17 protein-coding genes are annotated in these 19,091 nt (G+C 35.0%); 10 read left to right on the top strand and 7 right to left on the bottom strand.

All coding sequences use genetic code 11. The features are described 5' to 3' along the window. Positions 1 to 312: 312 nt before the first annotated feature. From HMPREF2811_RS07960 to HMPREF2811_RS07945, 4 genes are all read right to left on the bottom strand, one after another. Positions 313 to 1,716, bottom strand: a complete 1,404-nt coding sequence (locus tag HMPREF2811_RS07960; RefSeq protein WP_071408875.1) for a hypothetical protein — start codon at positions 1,714 to 1,716, stop codon at positions 313 to 315. 346 nt (positions 1,717 to 2,062) lie between these two features. Then, positions 2,063 to 4,684, bottom strand: a complete 2,622-nt coding sequence (locus HMPREF2811_RS07955) for a DUF1002 domain-containing protein (RefSeq protein WP_071408874.1) — start codon at positions 4,682 to 4,684, stop codon at positions 2,063 to 2,065. 145 nt (positions 4,685 to 4,829) lie between these two features. Further along, complete coding sequence (gene rpsP / locus HMPREF2811_RS07950; protein ID WP_066126553.1) at positions 4,830 to 5,096, bottom strand: 30S ribosomal protein S16; 267 nt, start codon at positions 5,094 to 5,096, stop codon at positions 4,830 to 4,832. A gap of 101 nt (positions 5,097 to 5,197) precedes the next feature. Continuing rightward, the gene (locus HMPREF2811_RS07945; protein ID WP_071408873.1) at positions 5,198 to 6,577 is read right to left on the bottom strand and encodes an MATE family efflux transporter; all 1,380 of its coding nucleotides are present in this window, start codon (positions 6,575 to 6,577) and stop codon (positions 5,198 to 5,200) included. 138 nt (positions 6,578 to 6,715) lie between these two features. Between HMPREF2811_RS07945 and gorA the strand changes: the two genes are divergently transcribed. Continuing rightward, positions 6,716 to 8,062: a glutathione-disulfide reductase gene (gene gorA, locus HMPREF2811_RS07940; RefSeq protein ID WP_071408872.1), complete on the top strand. Its 1,347-nt coding sequence runs from the start codon at positions 6,716 to 6,718 to the stop codon at positions 8,060 to 8,062. A 137-nt stretch (positions 8,063 to 8,199) separates the two neighbouring features. Beyond that, positions 8,200 to 8,418: a GlsB/YeaQ/YmgE family stress response membrane protein gene (locus tag HMPREF2811_RS07935; RefSeq protein ID WP_174519415.1), complete on the top strand. Its 219-nt coding sequence runs from the start codon at positions 8,200 to 8,202 to the stop codon at positions 8,416 to 8,418. A 464-nt stretch (positions 8,419 to 8,882) separates the two neighbouring features. Here the strand turns inward: HMPREF2811_RS07935 and HMPREF2811_RS07930 are convergent, their stop codons facing one another. Next, on the bottom strand, positions 8,883 to 9,728 hold the full coding sequence (locus HMPREF2811_RS07930) for a DegV family protein (RefSeq protein ID WP_071408871.1): 846 nt from the start codon (positions 9,726 to 9,728) through the stop codon (positions 8,883 to 8,885). 230 nt (positions 9,729 to 9,958) lie between these two features. Here HMPREF2811_RS07930 and HMPREF2811_RS07925 point away from each other — a divergent pair, with 230 nt between their 5' ends. From HMPREF2811_RS07925 to zwf, 7 genes are all read left to right on the top strand, one after another. Beyond that, positions 9,959 to 10,582, top strand: coding sequence for a CDP-alcohol phosphatidyltransferase family protein (locus tag HMPREF2811_RS07925; protein ID WP_071408870.1), 624 nt, complete (start codon positions 9,959 to 9,961; stop codon positions 10,580 to 10,582). A gap of 538 nt (positions 10,583 to 11,120) precedes the next feature. Next, complete coding sequence (locus HMPREF2811_RS07920) at positions 11,121 to 11,828, top strand: YutD family protein (protein WP_071408869.1); 708 nt, start codon at positions 11,121 to 11,123, stop codon at positions 11,826 to 11,828. A gap of 12 nt (positions 11,829 to 11,840) precedes the next feature. After that, on the top strand, positions 11,841 to 12,611 hold the full coding sequence (locus tag HMPREF2811_RS07915) for a TIGR01457 family HAD-type hydrolase (protein WP_066125319.1): 771 nt from the start codon (positions 11,841 to 11,843) through the stop codon (positions 12,609 to 12,611). A 1-nt stretch (position 12,612) separates the two neighbouring features. After that, positions 12,613 to 13,227: a TIGR01906 family membrane protein gene (locus tag HMPREF2811_RS07910; protein WP_071408868.1), complete on the top strand. Its 615-nt coding sequence runs from the start codon at positions 12,613 to 12,615 to the stop codon at positions 13,225 to 13,227. An 11-nt stretch (positions 13,228 to 13,238) separates the two neighbouring features. Continuing rightward, positions 13,239 to 14,255, top strand: coding sequence for a Gfo/Idh/MocA family protein (locus tag HMPREF2811_RS07905; RefSeq protein ID WP_066125323.1), 1,017 nt, complete (start codon positions 13,239 to 13,241; stop codon positions 14,253 to 14,255). Between the two features lie 69 nt (positions 14,256 to 14,324). Next, complete coding sequence (locus HMPREF2811_RS07900; RefSeq protein WP_210386562.1) at positions 14,325 to 15,545, top strand: DEAD/DEAH box helicase; 1,221 nt, start codon at positions 14,325 to 14,327, stop codon at positions 15,543 to 15,545. Between the two features lie 292 nt (positions 15,546 to 15,837). Then, positions 15,838 to 17,268, top strand: a complete 1,431-nt coding sequence (gene zwf, locus HMPREF2811_RS07895; RefSeq protein ID WP_071408866.1) for a glucose-6-phosphate dehydrogenase — start codon at positions 15,838 to 15,840, stop codon at positions 17,266 to 17,268. 121 nt (positions 17,269 to 17,389) lie between these two features. Here the strand turns inward: zwf and HMPREF2811_RS07890 are convergent, their stop codons facing one another. After that, positions 17,390 to 18,226, bottom strand: a complete 837-nt coding sequence (locus HMPREF2811_RS07890; protein ID WP_071408865.1) for an undecaprenyl-diphosphate phosphatase — start codon at positions 18,224 to 18,226, stop codon at positions 17,390 to 17,392. Between the two features lie 129 nt (positions 18,227 to 18,355). Between HMPREF2811_RS07890 and HMPREF2811_RS07885 the strand changes: the two genes are divergently transcribed. Continuing rightward, positions 18,356 to 18,862 (top strand): PTS sugar transporter subunit IIA, encoded by a 507-nt coding sequence (locus HMPREF2811_RS07885; RefSeq protein WP_071408864.1) that lies wholly within the window; start codon positions 18,356 to 18,358, stop codon positions 18,860 to 18,862. Between the two features lie 16 nt (positions 18,863 to 18,878). Here the strand turns inward: HMPREF2811_RS07885 and HMPREF2811_RS11595 are convergent. After that, on the bottom strand, positions 18,879 to 19,091 hold a 213-nt coding region (locus tag HMPREF2811_RS11595), incomplete at its 5' end, for a hypothetical protein (RefSeq protein WP_210386561.1).

The raw sequence follows: 19,091 nt of genomic DNA, 5'->3' as shown, positions 1-19,091 counted from the left end.
ATTGATAGATACTCTGTTATAGGACGCTTACTCTAGATTCTTACGAAAATAGAGGCAATCGTTAATCTTTACCATAACTATCTGCTGATTATTGAGTAGAAAGTACTGAAGTGATAATGAAAAAAGGAGCGAGTTAGAAGTAGAAAATCATTAGAATTTCACTACGTCTGCTCACTCCCGAGTCGAGTAGTTATTAAGTCAGTTGATAGGACATTGTTTAAGACTACTCAGCTATTAAATTGTCAATACAATCACGATCGTTGGTAAGAAATACTTCAGCTTTTCTCTAAAACCACAAGTATTTTAACATTATTATTTTAGTTCGAAGAAGAAAGCATCTTTTGCACCTAAACGGTCAAAATCTGTATCTTGAGGTTTTAGTTCTAATACCCAATCATCTTCTGCGAATTTTTCATAAGTTTTGCCATCCATTAAGAATGTGTGATAACGTGAGGCTGTTTCACCCGCAGGTAATTCACGATTTTCTAAACGGGGCTCTAATAAACCTTCGCTAAAGGAACTAATCATATCAGCTAATGTTAAGTTACCTGAAACCATATCTAACTGTAAATCTTTTTTAGTTTGGTTGTCATATGTAACAGCTAACGTTAATAAATACGCACCATCTTCAAAGTCTGCAAAGCGATCTTTATAATCTTCATTTGGTTCTAATTCTGTTATTTGGTAACTATCGACCGTAATACTTAAACCTTGGGACTCAATTGTTTCACCTAATTCAACTTCATCAACTAGTGTTTTATTACCCCAATTTTCTAATGTGTAGACATCAGGATAAAAGTCAGCGGCTGCAGCTGCAATTTCTTCACCTTTGGTAGTAAATGGAATACGAATGTTAGTACCACGAGCTAATAAAGTTTCAGAATCAAATTCTTCAGAGGTATAAACAGTTGGTGTTTCCATTAAACCAATGCCTTCAGCTTCAATTTTTTCCATTGTATTTGGTGTAACAGCTAGCGGATAGAAACCTCGAATTTCTTGACCCGCTTCTAAGACACCTTCGTTATCTGTATGGAATAACCAATTTAGTGATTGTGATTCTTTCACTAAAGAAGTATTATGCATAATCAAATCATCATTGCCGGTCACCTTTGTATCGAAGGTAGGAACAGGGTATAGGTCTTGATCACCCGTGTTTTTTAAAGTGATATCATAGACAATTACACCAGCTTTTTCTGTTTGATCACCAAATACATATTCCCAGTCAACATCAAAATTACTTATTTCATAGTAGTAATAACCATTGATGATAATATCAATGCCGTCAACATTTTCAGTTAAATTGATTGGTTTTAAGTTTTTATATAAAACGTCTACTTTTTCAGCTTCTAATATTTCTTGTAACTTAGCTTGAAAAGCTTCCCAATCGGCTGCATCTGCTTCATCATCATTGGCAGGTGTTTCTTCATTGTTTCCAGGAGTTTCTTCATTATTTGTTTCATTGTCATCAGTATCATCGGAGTCTTCGTCAGAACTTTCATTACTTTCGGAAGATTCTTCTGCGTTACTTGTTTCTTCTGCGTTACTTGTTTCTTCTGCTACGGTAGTTTCTTCTGCTGTGGTTTCTGCTGCTGTAGTTTCTGCTTCATCTTCAGAAACTGTTGTTGTTTCCTCTGCATAAGCAGGGGAAAGTGTTGGTACAAAAGTACCGGCTAACAATGACAATATCAATGTACTAGCTAATAATGATTTTTTCATTCTAATTCTCTCCTCTCATATTAACTACTTAAAGCATATCTAAATTTAAATTCAAAGTAAAATGATAAGCCTTTCAAAATGTTTAAAAAAATAATAAGAATTTTAATTGAATGAGTTCGTTAGTATTATATATTTTTCACAAAGTTAGATAAAAAAATAGTTTTAAAAGAGTGGTAGAATCAATGATGATAGAACACTTAAATATTGTATAAGCAATTTTCGTTTGTGAAAAGAAAAATAAAAACGACCGGAAATGGGAAAATTCCAGTCGTTTTCAATTTAAGTTTCTTAATTAAAAATTAAGTTATACTATTATTGTATAGGTGGTAGCAATCGATTAAGATGGTTATTTAACGAGGTATTCAATCATCACATCTTGATTTGCTTCATCGGTATTACCAGCATAATTTGGTGTTGCTAAAGAAATACCACCTTGAGCATTATGGAAGAGATACATGTCCTTAGCTAAATCTCCCTCAAGCCCGGATACTTTGATAACGGTATTGACTTTAACATTACGGACACCAGAGCCGTCATGTGAATTGACACGAATTTCTTTTTCTGGGACTACCTCAAATTTTATTTCGCCTTTTTGTGGTTCTGTACCAGGGTAGACAAAACTCACGGTTCCCTCTGATGAATTTAACGTGATTTCGTTTGGAATATTCATGCCGTCATTTCCAAAGAGAGTGTCACTTGATACTTCACTCTTATCAACCATAAATGGATATTCACTTGGGTCAACAGCTTCCTCGTTTCCTGAATTATCAGAATTATCTTCAGGGACATATTCACCAACTAAGTATTCAATCATGACATCTCTATCTGCTTCTTCTACATTGCCAGCGTAATTTGGCGTTGCAAGTGAGACACCACCGTTCGCATTTTGGAATAGATACATTTCATTTGCGAAATCTCCTTCAATACCTTCAATTTGAATGACGGTATTGACTTTGACATTACGAATGCCTGATCCATCATGTGAGAAAATACGAATTTCTTTGGTTGGAATATTAGTAAAGGTTGCTGTTCCAACTGGTTCGCTACCATCAGCAGCTTTAAATGTAACAGAGTTAGCGTCAGTATTGATAATAATATTATTTGGAATATTCATTCCTGGATTAAAGAATGGTGTTTCACCAGCTATATGTGATAAATCAACCATATAAGGGAAATCATCTGTATTTTGTTCAGCTGGTTCCTCAGTTGTTTCTTCAGCAGGTGCCTCAGTTGTTTCTTCAGCTGGAGCCTCAGTTGTTTCTTCGGCAGGCGCCTCAGTTGTTTCTTCAGCAGGTGCTTCAGTTGATTCCTCGGCAGGCGCTTCAGTTGTTTCTTCAGCTGGTGCTTCAGGTTGAGTACCTACTAAGTATTCTAACATGACATCTTTTTCGGATTCGTCAACATTACCAGCATAGTTTGGTGTCGCTAATGAGATACCACCATCTTTATTAACAAATAGGAATAGATTTTCGCTACCTTGTTTTGAACGAATTACTGTATTTACTTTAATATCGCGAATACCAGAACCATCGGCAGAGAAGACACGAATGTCTTGAGTTGGAATATTGGTAATTTCAATATTTGATACTTGTGATTCTTGTTCCGGATAATCGTAAGCTAAGGTTAAATCATTTTTAGCTAAGTTTAATCCGTTAGGAATATTCATACCTTCACGTACGAAGTAAGTTTTATCTTGTAAAATATTTAAATCAACCATATATGGGAAGTCTTCTAAACTAGGTTCTTCAACATCAGTTTGAGTAGGTGTTTCAGTTAGAACATATTCTAACATACCTTCTTGACCAGCTTGTCCGCTGTAATCTGGTGTTAATAATGAAATCGTACCAGAATTGTTGAAGAATAAGTATAAATCTTCGGATTCTTTTGCCCCGGTATCAGCAACAGGTTTTAAATGTAAAACGGTGTTGACTTTTACTTGACGGGTTGATCCATCTTGAGCAATAGCTGTCAATTCTTTAGTGTCAATATTTTCGGTTGTTAATTCATAAGTAGCTTTGCTGTCCATGAAATAAACACGTTTATCTAATAATGAGACTTGAATATTTTGTGGAATGCCTTCGCCATCACGTTTGAATGTGGCATAGCCACCAAATTGATTTAAGTCTACTGCATATGGCTTATTAGCATCTTCGGTAATACTTTTATCTAATTGATCAACGGTGTCTTTATTTTTAGCCGCTTCAGTTTCTGAGTAATCTTTTGCGACTTGTTTTAAGAACTCAATTGTTTCATTTGATAATTTAATATCCGGATTGTTATTGATAATGGTTTGAACAATAGTGTCAATGTTAACTTCTTGATTATTTACCACTGTATTGGTAATTTGGGTTTTCATTTCGACAATAATTTTATTGATTTGAACATCTGTTACTTGATTTTCTTTTTTCGCTTGTTCGACTAATTGAATCTCTTTTTCAGCGACGACGATTGATTTTTGATCAACTTTTAAGCCGGCTTTTTCAAAGAGAGCATAAACACCTGCTAACGCACCTTCACCGGTTACCGGTTTAACAGTTGCGATTTTAATGAGTACGTCTTTGGCACCTGAAGTAATGGCTGCATTCTGATAAGTCGTTGGTTTGACCACTAAAATGTTTTGTGGGGTAATGACTTGTACTTGCACACCAGAACCTTCTGGTAATTTTTCAATTAAGGCACTTGAGAAAACACCGGTATTTTGATTTGACCCATCTTGTAAATATTGGTTAACGACAGTACCGTCAACATAAATTGTATTATCGATAGGCAAATTATTAGCACCTAATAGTTGTTTGGTTTGCTCAGCTTCTTGTGCGGTTAAAGATGCACCTAATGATAATTCACGTTGTGGTGCAGTGGCTGGGGTTGTTGCTTGAACTTCTGTTAATGAGATGACACTAGAGCTAATTGGGACAATTGCTAAGGAACTTAACGCTAAGACCACGGTCATTTTTTTCATAAGTTTCATAATAAACTCCTCCTCTTTATGATTTAATTATATCATTAATTTTTTTGGAGTGGGTGAAAAAGGCTTGAATAAAATTTGAAAATATGAACCGTTTTCGAATTTTTTGTAAAAAAAAAGAAGTCAAAAGACTTCCATTTTTAATCAATTATTTTTTTGATTCGTGGTATTTTGTCATAATACCTTTTGTAGAGAATAAGTTACGAACGGTATCAGATGGTTGTGCACCATTAGCTAACCATTGTAAAGCTAATTCTTCTTTAATGTCTAAAGTAGCTGGTTCTGTAAGTGGGTTGTAAGTACCGATTTGTTCGATAATACGACCATCACGTGGAGAACGAGAGTCTGCAACAACGATTCTGTAGAATGGTTGTTTTTTAGCACCCATACGTTTTAAACGGATTTTAACTGCCATGTTCATTTCACCTCCATAAATATCATTCACAAGTATGTATTGTATCAGATTATTATCACCCTGTAAAGTATTTTTCCTTTACACCTTCAAGTTTTTTTGAATTAATTTTTTTGCAATTGTTTCCAATCGATTTTATGGTAGACAAAAGCCGCGATTAAGACGGTTAAACCATTTGATAACAACATGGAAATCCAAATCCCGGTTGAACCAAGATTACTAAAGTTACTGAATAACCAGATGAGTGGTAAGCGGAATAACCATAGACGACCGATTGACATGAACATCGAATAATTGGTTTTACCCATCCCTTGGAAGACCCCATTATAAGAAGAGAAGAATCCCATAAAAAAGATAATGAACGTACTATACATCAAATATTCAATGGCTTGATTCCAAAGATTTTGATTACTCATATCGGTAATAAACAGTGATAGTAAATCTTGTTTAAAGAAATAAATAACAAATGAAGAAATAATTGAAATGAATCCAATAATAAAATTAGTGCGTCTAAAGATTGCTTTGGCACGATCAAATTGTTGTGCTCCGATATTTTGGCCAATTAAAGAAGTTAAAGCCATCCCAATCCCCATTTGTGGTTGTGTTAATAAATCAGATAAGCGATTGCCCATCGAGAAAGCTGCTAAAGTATCCGTCCCATATGATTGGATTAAGCCATTTAAAACAGTAAATCCCATGGCAGCACCGCTATAACCTAAGGCTGAAGGGAGCGCAATTTTAGTTAATTCTTGAATAATTGGAAAATGGTATTCACGATTTAGTAGACGTACTTTAACTTGTGACTGACGTTTAACCACATAAGCGGCTAGTATTAAAAGAATCATTTTAGAAATGACTGTCGCCCAAGCGGCACCTGCAATCCCCATATCCAAACCAGGTAAATTAATTAAGGGAATGGTTTTAAAAATAAAGATAGGATCTAAAATTACATTAATCAAAGAGGAGATGGTACTAATAATCGTGATAGTCTTATTGTTTCCCTCAGAGTTGAGAATCGCTTGGTGGGCAAAATAACCAAAGTCGAAAAAGAGACCGATGAAATTAATTTTTAAATATGTCGTACTTTTAAGCGTGAATTCTCCCGTGCCACCCATCCAGCTAACAAAGTCTGCTGAATAAATATAACCGATAATCGAAACGAGTAAGCCAATAATTAGAGAGAGGTTGAGCGCATTTTGGGCAAATTGATTGGCTTTTTCATATTGTCGTGCACCTAAGCGTTGTGCGATTAAAGTAGTGGCACCGACGCCAATTCCCATACCTAAAGAAATAAATAGAAAATTTAGTGGCCAAACAAAAGCGGTAGCAGCAAAGTCATCTGAAGAGAGCTGAGCCACATAGAGGCCGTCGGTTAAATTATAAAGAGTTCGAATTAAATTGTTAAACATCAGAGGGGCTGAAAGGGCAATAATTGTTTTGGTAATGTCGCCTTCCAACATAATATTTTGTTTTGTTTTATTCATATTTTTATCACCAAACGGTATTATAGCAGTTTCATGAATTATTTGCACCTGTTAAGTAATTTCATTTAGGCAAAAATATTTCAGTTATCGTTAAAATATGCTATCGTTATTTTGATAGTGAATGAAAGAGGGATGAATATGAAACAATATGATTTAATTACCATCGGTGGCGGTAGTGGCGGCAGTGGAGCAGCCAATCGAGCAGCTGAATATGGTGCTAAAGTTGCAGTCATTGAAGGTGGTTTAGTTGGTGGGACTTGTGTTAATCTGGGATGTGTGCCCAAAAAGGTAACGTGGTATGCTACCAAAGTAAATGAGGCCATTCGCCATTATGGACCAGGATATGGCTTTACTGCTGACAATGTACAATTTGATTATCAAAAATTTTTAGAAGCGCGTGATGGTTATGTTAGCCGTTCACGTAATGGTTATGGCAATCGATTTGAAAAAAATGGCATTGATGTTTACCGAGGGTTTGCTAAATTTCTTAATAATAATCAAGTGGAAGTTAATGGCGAAGTACTTGAAGCGAAACATATTGTGATTGCGACCGGTGGTCGTCCAAGTTTACCTAAGGTCAAAGGGATTGAATTAGTAGATACTTCTGATGACTTTTTCAATTGGGATAGTTTACCAGAGACCGTGGCAATTATCGGTGCCGGCTATATTGCCGTTGAATTAGCGGGTGCGTTACATTCACTTGGTGTCAAATCCCATTTAGTAGTCAGATATGACCGTCCATTACGACAATTTGATCAAATGTTAGGTGAAAGTTTAGTAGAAGCGATGGCTCAAAATGGTCCTACTTTAGTTCCTAATACCACGATAACGGAATATCGCCAAAATGGGGATAAAATTGATTGTTTAGTTGGGGATAAAGTCATCTTAACCGTTGATAAAGTGATTATGGCGATTGGTCGTCAACCTAATACCGACCAATTAGGTTTAGAAAACACGGATGTTGAATTATTGCCATCGGGTCATATTAAAGTCGATGAAGGACATCAAACAACCGTGCCAAATATTTATGCGATAGGTGATGTAATCGGTAAGGCTGATTTAACGCCGGTAGCTATTAAAGCTGGACGTCAATTATCAGAGTATTTATTTAATGATGCGACAACTTCTGCCATCTCATATGACATGATTCCAACGGTTATTTTTAGTCATCCAGCTATTGGAACGATTGGTTTAACTGAACAGGAAGCAGTTGATCAATATGGAAAAGATGCCGTTAAAGTCTACCGTACTAAATTCTTCTCAATGTACGCTAGTGCTGCTTGGCATCGTGAACCCTGTTATTTTAAATTAGTTTGTGTAGGTGAAGAAGAAAGAGTGATTGGCTTACATGGTATTGGTGAAGGCGTTGATGAAATGATTCAAGGTTTCGGTGTCGCTATGAAGATGGGGGCTACTAAAGCACAATTTGATGCAGTCGTTGCGATTCACCCTACGGGTAGTGAAGAATTTGTGACGATGCGTTAACATCTTGATAGGGAGAGTTAATAGGATGGATTCAGTAGCATCAAGGTATTAACTAATATTTTTAACTATGTTCATTATTAGCTCATTGTGCTGTTCTAAGGTATAATGGTGTTACATTCATTTAAGGAGAGGTTACGATGATAGTAAATTTAATTATTGGTGGGATAATTGGCTGGTTAGCTGGCTTACTTTTAGGTAAAGATATTCCTGGTGGTGTTATTGGGAACATTATCGCCGGTTTATTAGGATCAGCTATTGGCGAGTATTTATTCCATGATACAGGTTTTATTGCTTCATTTTTAGGAGCAGTTATTTTAATTATTGTCTTTAGTTTTATCAACAAAAATAGACAATAGATTAGTTATTAAATAAATGGACAAGAGCTTAAAGTGTTAAAACTTTAGATCTTGTCCATTTTTATTTTATCGATTTTTTAGTTGATTACCAAGGCGTTCAGCTTTTCAGATAAAGACGTACTAGCAAAGTGTGAGATTGTTATGTCAGCGTTTAATTGTGCTTCAAACAAAAAGTAGGTAGGGTGTGGGCAAGAAGTTGAAAATCATTCGATTTTCGCTTCGTCGGCCTACCCCCCGCACAGGTGAGTAGACCTCAAACAAGTCTGTAAGACGCAGTATGGGTCACTCAACCCGTACGCTTTTAATTATCGAGCAATCACTTGATTGAATTTATCAACTTTATGCCTAACTTCTTTAAGACGTAGTGTGAGGCCTATCACCCATTGCGCTGATGAGTTTCGAATAATCACTTGAATGAATTTATCAAGTATTGTCCATCTTCAAACGCTATTATTATACAGTTTCTATACAGTTTCATAACCGACCATTAGACCACCACGTTGCGCATAGTAGCTACATAAGCCACTGGTTGGACGGATGTTAATGGTTGCCTGTGGAAATGATTTTAAAATGACCTCTTTTAGTTTTAAGGCACCAGATTCATTTAAGCAATGTGAAATATCAATACGTCCATTATTAAAGTTAGCTTCGGTAAGTACGTCAACAATTGAATTGTGTGCACGTTTTTCCCCTTTTGATTTATGAACGACTTCAATTTGACCAACGTCACTACGAACACCAATTAAGCGAATATTCAGTAAACCAATCATCCCACCCACTATACGGTTTAAGCGACCATTTTTTACTAGATTATCAACTGACTCTAGCATAAAGACTAAACCAGTTGATTGATGATAATTTTCTACTTCTGTCACGACTTCATCGAATGATTTGCCTGCTTGTATTAATTCAATCGTCTTATCTACTAAAATATCCATTTCAGTCCCAGCAGAAAGAGTATCAATAATTTGAATATTTTTTTCAGGGTGTGATTCTAAAACAAGGTTTTTTGCTAATTGAGCACTATTAAAGCTTCCTGATAAAGCACCCGAAATTGTAAAACAAATAATATTATCTGCATCCATAAAAGCTGAAGCGTAAGTATCAGGTGACGGACAAGCGGTTGAAGAACCTAATTTGCTATGTTCCATAGAGTCCATTAAATCCGGAACTTTACTAAGATCGTCGTCAATAAATAACTCGGTACCAATATTAATTAATAAGGGAACCACTTGAAAGCCAATCTCATCGGTTATTTTTTCTTCATGTCTGATGCATGATCCGGAGTCAGCAAGTATTTTCCATTTCATGTTTTTTACCTCCTTGGGTTTTACCTAAGTATATAAAAATAATGGTGAAAGTGCAATTATTTAGGGAGATTTGATGACCGGGCTATCAAGAACATTTCTATATAATCGATCAATCGTGTTTAAAAGTTCGCTGTTAAAAAATATTTCTATGGCAATTTTTAGCAGATTGATTGAAATAGTTTTCAAAACTAGATAAAATATAGATGTAAATAGGATTTAGGAGGGATACCATGATTTTAGGAAATTTAAATAAAGCAAATCTATTGGTCATTATTTTTCTGTTTTTTGGGTCAGTATCAGTAGGATTTACCATGATTGGCGAGACTCATTATGCCATTATGTCGATTATTATTGGAGCAATCATCCACTTTTTTAATGGAGCGTATCAATACCAAGAAGATTTGGAAGAAGAAGAATTATCGTTTGCAATTGAATTGGATTCTTTAAGTAAAATGGTAACGTATGGATTGGCACCGAGCGTTTTGTTAGTGCAGATTACTAATCAAAGCGTGGTTTCGGTAATGGTAGCTGCTTTTTATTTACTAGCAGTAGCGACTCGAATTGCTCATTATAATCGGCCTTTGGAGCTTCAAGGTGAAGTAGAAGAAAGTTCTGTCTATGGTTTACCATTAGTGTCGATTGCGATGGTGTTACCATTATTATCAATTTTAACTTGGATAGCACCCACCGACTTGGTGATGTATCTATGGATTTTAGCATTTGGATTATGTTTAGTGGGCTTTATATTAAAAATTGAACTTCCTAGAATTCCTGCTAATTTTATTTTTGCTATTTTAGCATTAGGAATCTTTGCATTGGGACTATTATTAATTCAAGGACCGATTAAATTTTAAATTAAGATTGGATAAAGCTAAAGGCTGGAAAGAAATGTATGATTTCTGACCGGCTTTTTTTGTTGTTTGGATTTTATTATACAGTGTAGTAACCTAACAAATGTAGTTGAATCAGGTTTGGACCGTCTATATATAATGGTGACACTGAGTGTAGTAACCTAACAGATGTGGATTGAATCAGTAAGCGCATGACGGCGATAAAAGATAGCAGTAGGTAGCAAAGTGATTCTCAAATAACTTTTTATTTGCTCAGTAATCAATTTAAAACGATAATTGTTGCGATGGAAATGAATTGTTATGTTCTCTATTGATTTAAAACAGTTCGATACTACCCAACCACTATGTTATTAATTATTAAACAATAATCTTAACTAATTTTATCAAGTTTATGTCAACTCCCTTTGCTCAGCCTCCTTATTCAATCGTGATTCTTTTTTTAGTTGTTCTTCATTTCTAGTGTGGTTACTGTTATAATAAAGAATGTTAACTCAATACAATAATGATATTTATCCATATTATCCTTGAAAGGAGATTTTTGATGTCTAAAAAATCTATTGATACGATTTCTGATCAAATTGAATCCATCTTAACCTCGATTATTCATGATGAAGATGTATCAGAAAAAAATATTCATCAAATTGATGAGACCACTATTCAAATCAATGAACAAATTTATCATGTCGCAACCAATTATCGCGAAGGCTTTGATTTTGGTGCTTTTGAAGCGAGGTATCAAGAGTATTTTGAACGTTTTGATTTTATTGTAGGTGATTGGGGCTTTGAACAATTACGTTTAAGAGGTTTTTATCAAATTAATCGTCGTAAGGTGCCACGTGAACAAATCATTGATTACTTAGATGATTATTTAAAAGAATATTGTAATTTCGGTTGCCGTTATTTTGTTTTAGCAAAAGAAGAAGCATTGGTTAAATACAATCAATTGCGAGAACGAATTAGCCAGGCTAAGCCACAGTCGAAACGACCTACAAAAAATCCTATTAATACGATTCATCAAAAACAACAAAATTCATTGACAACGAATAATGAGAAAACCAAACGGAAATCACGCCATAAACGTCATAACCAACGTGAACAAAATCAAGCTTTTCAAATTAAGCAATTAGGAAAGCAACATACACCACAAAACAAAAAAGCTGATTTTGAAGCCAATAAAGTGGTGAAATCAAAACAAAAACAAACTCATCGTACTAACAAACGAAATTTTATTATTAAACAACAACCTTAGAAGGAGCATTCAATGAAAAAGTATAAAGCTTATTTAATTGATTTAGATGGAACCGTATATTTTGGAAAAAGACGAATTCCAACGGCAGAAGCCTTTATTAAACAGTTGCATGAAAAAGAGATACCCTATTTATTTATGACGAATAATGCAACGAAAACGCCGGAAGAAGTGGCCTTAAATTTACAAAATAATTATCATTTACCAGCTGAACCAAAAAATGTTTATACTTCGTCATTAGCTTTAATTGATTATTTAAATGCACATCATCTAGGACAAACAGTCCATGTAGTGGGCGAGCCTTCCTTTAAAAAATTGATTGAAGATGCCGGCTATCAGATTGATCAAACAGAAAATGCGCAAGTGGTAGTGCAAGCACTTAATCGTGAAGTAACCTATCATGAACTAGCAACAGCCGCTAATGCTATTCGCCAAGGCGCTCCATTTATTGTGACCAATACCGATCGTCGTATTCCAACAGAAAATGGTATGATGCCGAGTTCAGGTGCGTTAACTGCTTTTATCCAACATACGACGGAAGTAGAGCCGATTATTATGGGGAAACCACATCGTCCTATTTTAGAAGGCTGCCTACACCGATTAGGTCTGACAATCGATGAAGTGTTAATGGTAGGAGATAATTATGAAACCGACATTCGTGTTGGGATTGATAATGGAATGGACACACTGTTGGTATTAACGGGTGTGACTCATCCGGAAGATGTTGCCAATTTACCGATTCCACCTACCTATGTGGTGGAAGATTTATCGCAATGGGAGCTTTAATATGATTCAATTCAAACAATTCATGCGCGTGTTGTTGATGATTGTTGCATTTATAAGTTTGGCAATTTCGATTGTCATCTTATCAGGCGGGCTGATTTATCGTGGCTATTTAAGTTTTGTTGATTTAGCTACGCCAGTCGGATTAACCAAAACACAATTATTAGTGAATATCGATCATATGATGGACTTTTTAATTCTACCTCAAGTTAAAACCCTTAATTTTCCTGATTTTTCGAGTTCCGCTGCTGGTATCCAACATTTTGTTGAAGTGAAATATTTAATGCAAGCTAATTTTGTTTTGACTATTTGTGGCTTGATATTTTTAGGATGGAATTATCAGTCTACTAACAAATTAGGTGTCAAAAAATTGCAATATCAACTCTCTAAATTAGCGGTTTATTTTCCGCTTCTTTTACTTTTTTTAATGGTCATTGCCTTTGATCAAATCTTTTTGTTATTCCATCAAGTTTTTTTCCGAAACGATTTATGGTTATTTGACCCTTTAGTCGATTCAATTATCTTAGTCTTACCAGAAAATCTATTTTTAATTTATTTTGTCAGTGTCATTATTTTATATGAATTATTATTAGCGATTTATCGACGCATTATGAAATAGGAGGAATGACCATGTTAAATGTCGGCACCATTGGTACTTCTTGGATTACCGAACAATTTATTCAAGCTCTAAAATTGACGAGACGATATCATATTAAGGGAATCTATTCTCGTAATGCCAAAAATGCCCGTGATATTGCTAAGTTTTATCAAGCTGATTATTATTGTGATCAATTAAATAATTTATTATATGATCCCACCATTGATGTTATTTATGTTGCGAGTCCGAATAGTTTGCACTTTCAGTACGCGAAAGAAGCGATTCGTGCAGGGAAACATGTGATTGTTGAAAAACCGGCCTTTGCTTCGGTTAGTGAATGGTATCAAATCCATCAATATGCTGAACAGCAAGGAGTTAAAGTATTTGAGGCAGCGGTACACTACCACAATCGCAATTATCGACGTTTAAGACAATTAGTTCGAAATTTACAAAAGGGACATTCACAACCATTTTTAGGGGCTAATTTTAATATTGGTCAATATTCTTCTCGTTATGAACAATATATTCAAGCGATGGCGGGTCAAGAAGAGCAACCAAATATTTTTAATCCAAAATTTGCGGGTGGTACTTTAATGGACATTGGTGTTTATCCATTATATGTAGCCTTGGATTTATTCGGTATGCCTGATAGCGTCAGTTACCATACCGTTAAAGGTCCAAATCAAATTGACTTATTTGGTAATGCGATTTTAAAATATAAACATTCTCAAGTAAATATCTTTATGTCTAAAGGCGTTCATTCGATTATGCCATCTGAGATTTACTTCGATGATGAAACAGTGGTGATTGAGGGCATTACTCGGATTGCGAGTGTTAAATTAATTAATAAAGCGGGACAAGAGGCTAAAGTAATCGATTATCGCCCAGAAAATGTTATGTACGATGAACTAATTGCTTTTGCAGAAGTATTGACAGATCCCGATAATATTCAGCAAAAAGTTCGTTATGAAGACTGGAAGCAGATGAGTTTACAAGTTGCACAAGTCATGGAACAATTAAGAAAATCAGCCAATCTAAAATTTAATTAAGGAGTCAATATGACAAATTTTATTCAAGAACCTTTTAAAAAGATATGGGACCAGCAGGGTTTCGAGCAAATGAGTCCCATACAAGAAGCGTTGTATCCCATCATTCAAAGTGGTGAATCGGTGATAGCTGTTTCACCAACGGGAACAGGTAAGACATTAGCCTATCTGTTACCATTATTAGCGCAAGTTGAAAAAAATAATACTTTACAATTAATAGTCTTAGCGCCATCACAAGAATTAGTTAAGCAAATTGGAGAGGTAGCTGAACTTTGGGGGCGATCCAAAGAACTTGAAGTCCTAACAATTCTGGGTAGTGCCAATATGCAACGCCAAATTAATGCCTTGAAAGACAAACCGGAAGTCATTGTGGCTTCTCCTGGTCGTTTATATGAGTTAAGCGAGCAATCGCGTAAATTAAAACTTCATTTAGTCAAAGCCATCGTTTATGATGAAGCAGATTATTTATATGAAGATGAGCAAGCCATTACCATTGACAAGTTTACTAATAAATTAATGCGTGATGTGCAAAAAGTTTGGGTTTCGGCTACTTTTGGTCAAGCGCTAGTTAAGGTGGCAGCCGAGATGGGAGAAAGTGTTCGAGTCGTAAACGTAGACCATCATTCATTAGAAAATATCGAACATTTTGGTTTGATTGTGCAAAATCGTCAAAAGATTCAATATTTAAAACGCCTTTCACATGTTGAGGGCATGCAAGCCATTGTCTTTTTTGAGCAAGTTAATGAAGTGGATCAAGTGGCAGCCAAATTAATTTATGATGGTCTTAATGTTGTATCTTTACATGGACAATTGTCAAAATTAGAGCGTGAACATGCTATTAATGCTTTTAGAGAAGGCAAAGCTACTTATTTATTGACAACCGATGTTTCAGCACGAGGTCTTGATATAGCCGACTTACCATGTGTGATTCACTATAATCGCGTCAACGATGCTCGAACATACTTGCACCGTTCTGGTAGAACTGGTCGCATGGGTAATAAAGGAACCGTCTTATCATTATTAAATGAGCAAGAGTTTAGGGATTTAGCTCATATATTAATGAATGAAGGGGTTAACCTACAAGAACGCGCTTATTATCAAGGAAAACTCGTGACGATTGAAGAACGTGATGCGTTACGATTAGCGAATATTGAAGTTGAAAAAGAGCAAAGTATTAAACGCAAGGCGCAAGCAAAAAGTAGAGCCAATCAACCGAAATCTAAGAAAAAAGTTGTGAAGAAGAAAAATCGTTTACGTGACACTAAAAATAAAGGCAAACGTCGTGGAAAATAATTAATCGATTCATGCGGCTTCTTACATCACTATTTAATGCCATTTAATCGATTAGGTATAACCCTACAAAAGAGAGAACTCAAAATATAAATAGAAAAAAATAGGTAACAATAATAAAAGCTCATTGAAACCCAATTAACAGATTTTTTTAATCCAGATCGATAAGGGGAGAATTTTTGATTAAGCTCTAATTGTAATCAAATTTCTTCTCTTATTTGTTTTTAAAAGATATAATTGAGATATTGTGAGTGATAGATTATAATATAATGAGTAAATATATCGGAGGGGTATCATGACTGAAAATAAATTAATTTTGACACTATTTGGCGCGACTGGAGATTTGGCGTCGCGTAAATTATATCCCGCAATTTATCGACTATACAAGAATGGTCATCTTTCGAAACAATTTGCCTTGATAGGAACTGGAAGAACTAAGTGGAGCCACGAGGATATGCGTCAAACTGTTAGACAAAGTGTCGCAAAAGAAGTAGAAGATGCAACACATTTGGAAGAATTCTTAACGCATATGTATTATTTATCCCATGATGTGAATGATAAAGCACATTATCAAAATTTAAAAGCTTTTCAAGCAGAGCTTGATCAACAATACCAAACCGATGGGAACCGTATTTTCTATATTTCATTATCACCTGCATTATTCCCAACCATTACCTTACATTTAAAAACGGAAGGCTTGATTACGGAAAATGGGTATAATCGCTTAATAATTGAAAAACCATTTGGACATGATACAGAGTCAGCGCAAGAACTCCAACTAAAATTAAATCAAGCATTTGATGAAGACCAAATTTTCCGTATTGACCATTATTTAGGCAAAGAAATGGTACAAGCGATTCGCAATATTCGTTTTGACAACCGTCTTTTCAGCGATATTTGGAATAATAAGGGAATTGATCATTTCCAAATTAGTTTGTTAGAAGAGGTTGGAGTTGAAGACCGTGGGGAATATTATGATCACTCAGGGGCAACTCGTGATATGATTCAAAATCATGCTTTACAATTATTGGCTTTGTTAGCGATGGATGCACCTAAAGATAATTCGGCAGAAGCGATTCAAGAAGAGAAAATTAAAATACTTGCATCACTTCATTTACCGAAGACAACCGAAGAAGTTAAAGCCAATTTTGTTCGCGGACAATATGGTCCTGCCGCGGATTTTAAAGGGTACCGTGAGGAAGAGAATGTGGCCAGTGATTCCAATACTGAAACCTATTTAGCAGCGAAAGTTGAAGTGGATTTACCTCAATGGGAGGGTGTACCATTTTTCGTAAGAACAGGAAAACGTGTCAATTCTAAATCGACTTTAATTGATGTTCAATTTAAACCGACGATGGAAGGTATTGCCGGAAATCATTTAAGAATTGAAATTGCTCCGCGAACAGGTTATCGTTTATTAGTTAACCAAAAGGTATTTGGCTATTCACATGATACTTATAGCATTCCGTTTGAATATTATTATACAGATGAACAATTAGCACAAACACCACAAGATTATGAACGTTTAATTTTTGAATGTATTTTAGGCGACAAGAGTCACTTTGCTCATTACTTAGAAGTGGAACACGCTTGGAAATATATCGATAATTTATTTAGTCACTGGCAAAAGATAGAACCAGATTTCCCTAATTATGAAGCTGGCTCTAAGGGACCACAAGCAGCTGATGATTTATTGGCTAAACACCATATAGAATGGCATCAATAACAAAAAAAACCGCTATTTAACCGAGAACATTGAGCTGCCCGCAAAAAGTTAGACCAAAAATCTAACTTTTTGCGGGCACTATACTATAACATTCGGCTAAGTAGCGTTTTTTTTATTTAATTTATCTTCCAGTAAATAAGAAGTATAAAATGATAATGGAACCTAAGATAATACGGTAATAACCGAAGGCTTTAAAGTCGTTTCGCTTAATATAATTAAGCAAGAATTTAATCGCAATAACTGAAACTAGAAATGCAACGAACATTCCGACGCCTAAGTAAATTAATTCTGCTTGGCTAAAGACTAGACCAAATTTTAGCAGTTTTTTCAAGCTTGCTCCAAACATAATTGGAATACTCATATAAAAAGAAAATTCAGTGGCGATAAAACGAGAAGTACCAAGTAACAATGCCCCTAAAATGGTAGAACCGGAACGAGAGGTTCCTGGAATAATGGCTAATGCTTGGAAACATCCGATTAAAAAGGCGTCTTTAAAGGTTAAGGTTTGGAAAGTATTAATCTCATGAGAGTGACGACTCTTTTGACGTGTTTCTATCCAAATAAAGGCAAAACCATAAACAATTAACATAGCGGCAACTACTAAAGGTTTATTAAAATACATCTCCATATAATCATCTAAAACAAGTCCAAATAGGACAGCTGGAATACTGGCCACTGCGACTTTAAACCAAATAAACCAAGTGTCTTTGCGTTCTTGTGCGGATTTTTTAAATGAAAAAGGATTTAACTTATTAAAATAAAGTAGGACTACTGCCATAATCGATCCAAGTTGTACTAAGACAAAAAATAATTCCTTAAATTCAGGACTAGAAGTCAGTGAGAAAAACTCTTCAATAATAATCATATGCCCTGTACTACTAATCGGTAACCATTCCGTAATCCCTTGAACTATACTCAAGATTAAAATACGGATTAGTTCTAAAATATCAAAATTCATAAATTTTTTAACCTCGCTTTCATACCTATTATATTATACACTTATTTGAAAAAATTAGCGATATTTTTTTACTACTATGATTTGGTATGTTATAATATAGCTACTATACTATGATAGGAGCTAATATAAATGTTTGGATTTTTCAAGAAAAAACAACAAGAAAAAGAACCTGTAATTAAAGAAATAAAATTATATGCACCAGCTGATGGTGAGTTAATCAATATTGAACAAGTAAACGATGTCGTTTTTGCTCAAAAAATGATGGGAGACGGTTTTGCTGTACTTCCAACGAATGGCTCAATTTCATCACCAGTAGAAGGAACAATTGTCAATGTCTTCCCGACTCAACATGCAGTAGGATTTAAAGCAGGTGAGTTAGAAGTTTTATTACATATGGGTATTGATACTGTTTCGTTAAATGGTGAACCATTCGAAACAGATGTCAATGAAAACGACAAAGTCACCGCTTCAAGTAAAGTATCTGAAGTTGATTTAGATGCTTTAGCAAAGGAAGGTAAAGATAATGCGATGATTGTTATCTTTACAAATGGTTCAGAAGTGATTGAAGAGTATAAAATAACTGCTTCAGGTAATGTTACCAAAGGTCAAGAAATTGGTTATATCACTTTAAAATAATTATATATTGAGAGTGTTAGAGTCCCGAGGGGGCTCTTTTTTGTTTTCTGATGCTTAAAAATATAGCTAGTATTTGATGGGGCAAAAAGACGAAATGATAATTCTTTGATTGTATACTTTTTGTCGCTCCTTGTTGCTGATGGGGTAATAAGATAATGCGAAAAGTATCTGCTTCCCATGACATTGTTCGGAACACTGTAAGCGCCCAATAGCCAAGTATATAGAAACC

The sequence above is a fragment of the Globicatella sp. HMSC072A10 genome, assembly GCF_001811625.1.
GTDB lineage: Bacteria > Bacillota > Bacilli > Lactobacillales > Aerococcaceae > Globicatella > Globicatella sanguinis.
This window is presented reverse-complemented; position numbering and strand designations above follow the sequence as displayed.

Bases quoted from the DNA above. Each gene is read 5' to 3' on its own strand.
- HMPREF2811_RS07960 (WP_071408875.1), bottom strand. From the start codon at position 1,716: ATGAAAAAATCATTATTAGCTAGTACATTGATATTGTCATTGTTAGCC.
- HMPREF2811_RS07955 (WP_071408874.1), bottom strand. From the start codon at position 4,684: ATGAAACTTATGAAAAAAATGACCGTGGTCTTAGCGTTAAGTTCCTTA.
- rpsP (WP_066126553.1), bottom strand. From the start codon at position 5,096: ATGGCAGTTAAAATCCGTTTAAAACGTATGGGTGCTAAAAAACAACCA.
- HMPREF2811_RS07945 (WP_071408873.1), bottom strand. From the start codon at position 6,577: ATGAATAAAACAAAACAAAATATTATGTTGGAAGGCGACATTACCAAA.
- gorA (WP_071408872.1), top strand. From the start codon at position 6,716: ATGAAACAATATGATTTAATTACCATCGGTGGCGGTAGTGGCGGCAGT.
- HMPREF2811_RS07935 (WP_174519415.1), top strand. From the start codon at position 8,200: ATGATAGTAAATTTAATTATTGGTGGGATAATTGGCTGGTTAGCTGGC.
- HMPREF2811_RS07930 (WP_071408871.1), bottom strand. From the start codon at position 9,728: ATGAAATGGAAAATACTTGCTGACTCCGGATCATGCATCAGACATGAA.
- HMPREF2811_RS07925 (WP_071408870.1), top strand. From the start codon at position 9,959: ATGATTTTAGGAAATTTAAATAAAGCAAATCTATTGGTCATTATTTTT.
- HMPREF2811_RS07920 (WP_071408869.1), top strand. From the start codon at position 11,121: ATGTCTAAAAAATCTATTGATACGATTTCTGATCAAATTGAATCCATC.
- HMPREF2811_RS07915 (WP_066125319.1), top strand. From the start codon at position 11,841: ATGAAAAAGTATAAAGCTTATTTAATTGATTTAGATGGAACCGTATAT.
- HMPREF2811_RS07910 (WP_071408868.1), top strand. From the start codon at position 12,613: ATGATTCAATTCAAACAATTCATGCGCGTGTTGTTGATGATTGTTGCA.
- HMPREF2811_RS07905 (WP_066125323.1), top strand. From the start codon at position 13,239: ATGTTAAATGTCGGCACCATTGGTACTTCTTGGATTACCGAACAATTT.
- HMPREF2811_RS07900 (WP_210386562.1), top strand. From the start codon at position 14,325: ATGAGTCCCATACAAGAAGCGTTGTATCCCATCATTCAAAGTGGTGAA.
- zwf (WP_071408866.1), top strand. From the start codon at position 15,838: ATGACTGAAAATAAATTAATTTTGACACTATTTGGCGCGACTGGAGAT.
- HMPREF2811_RS07890 (WP_071408865.1), bottom strand. From the start codon at position 18,226: ATGAATTTTGATATTTTAGAACTAATCCGTATTTTAATCTTGAGTATA.
- HMPREF2811_RS07885 (WP_071408864.1), top strand. From the start codon at position 18,356: ATGTTTGGATTTTTCAAGAAAAAACAACAAGAAAAAGAACCTGTAATT.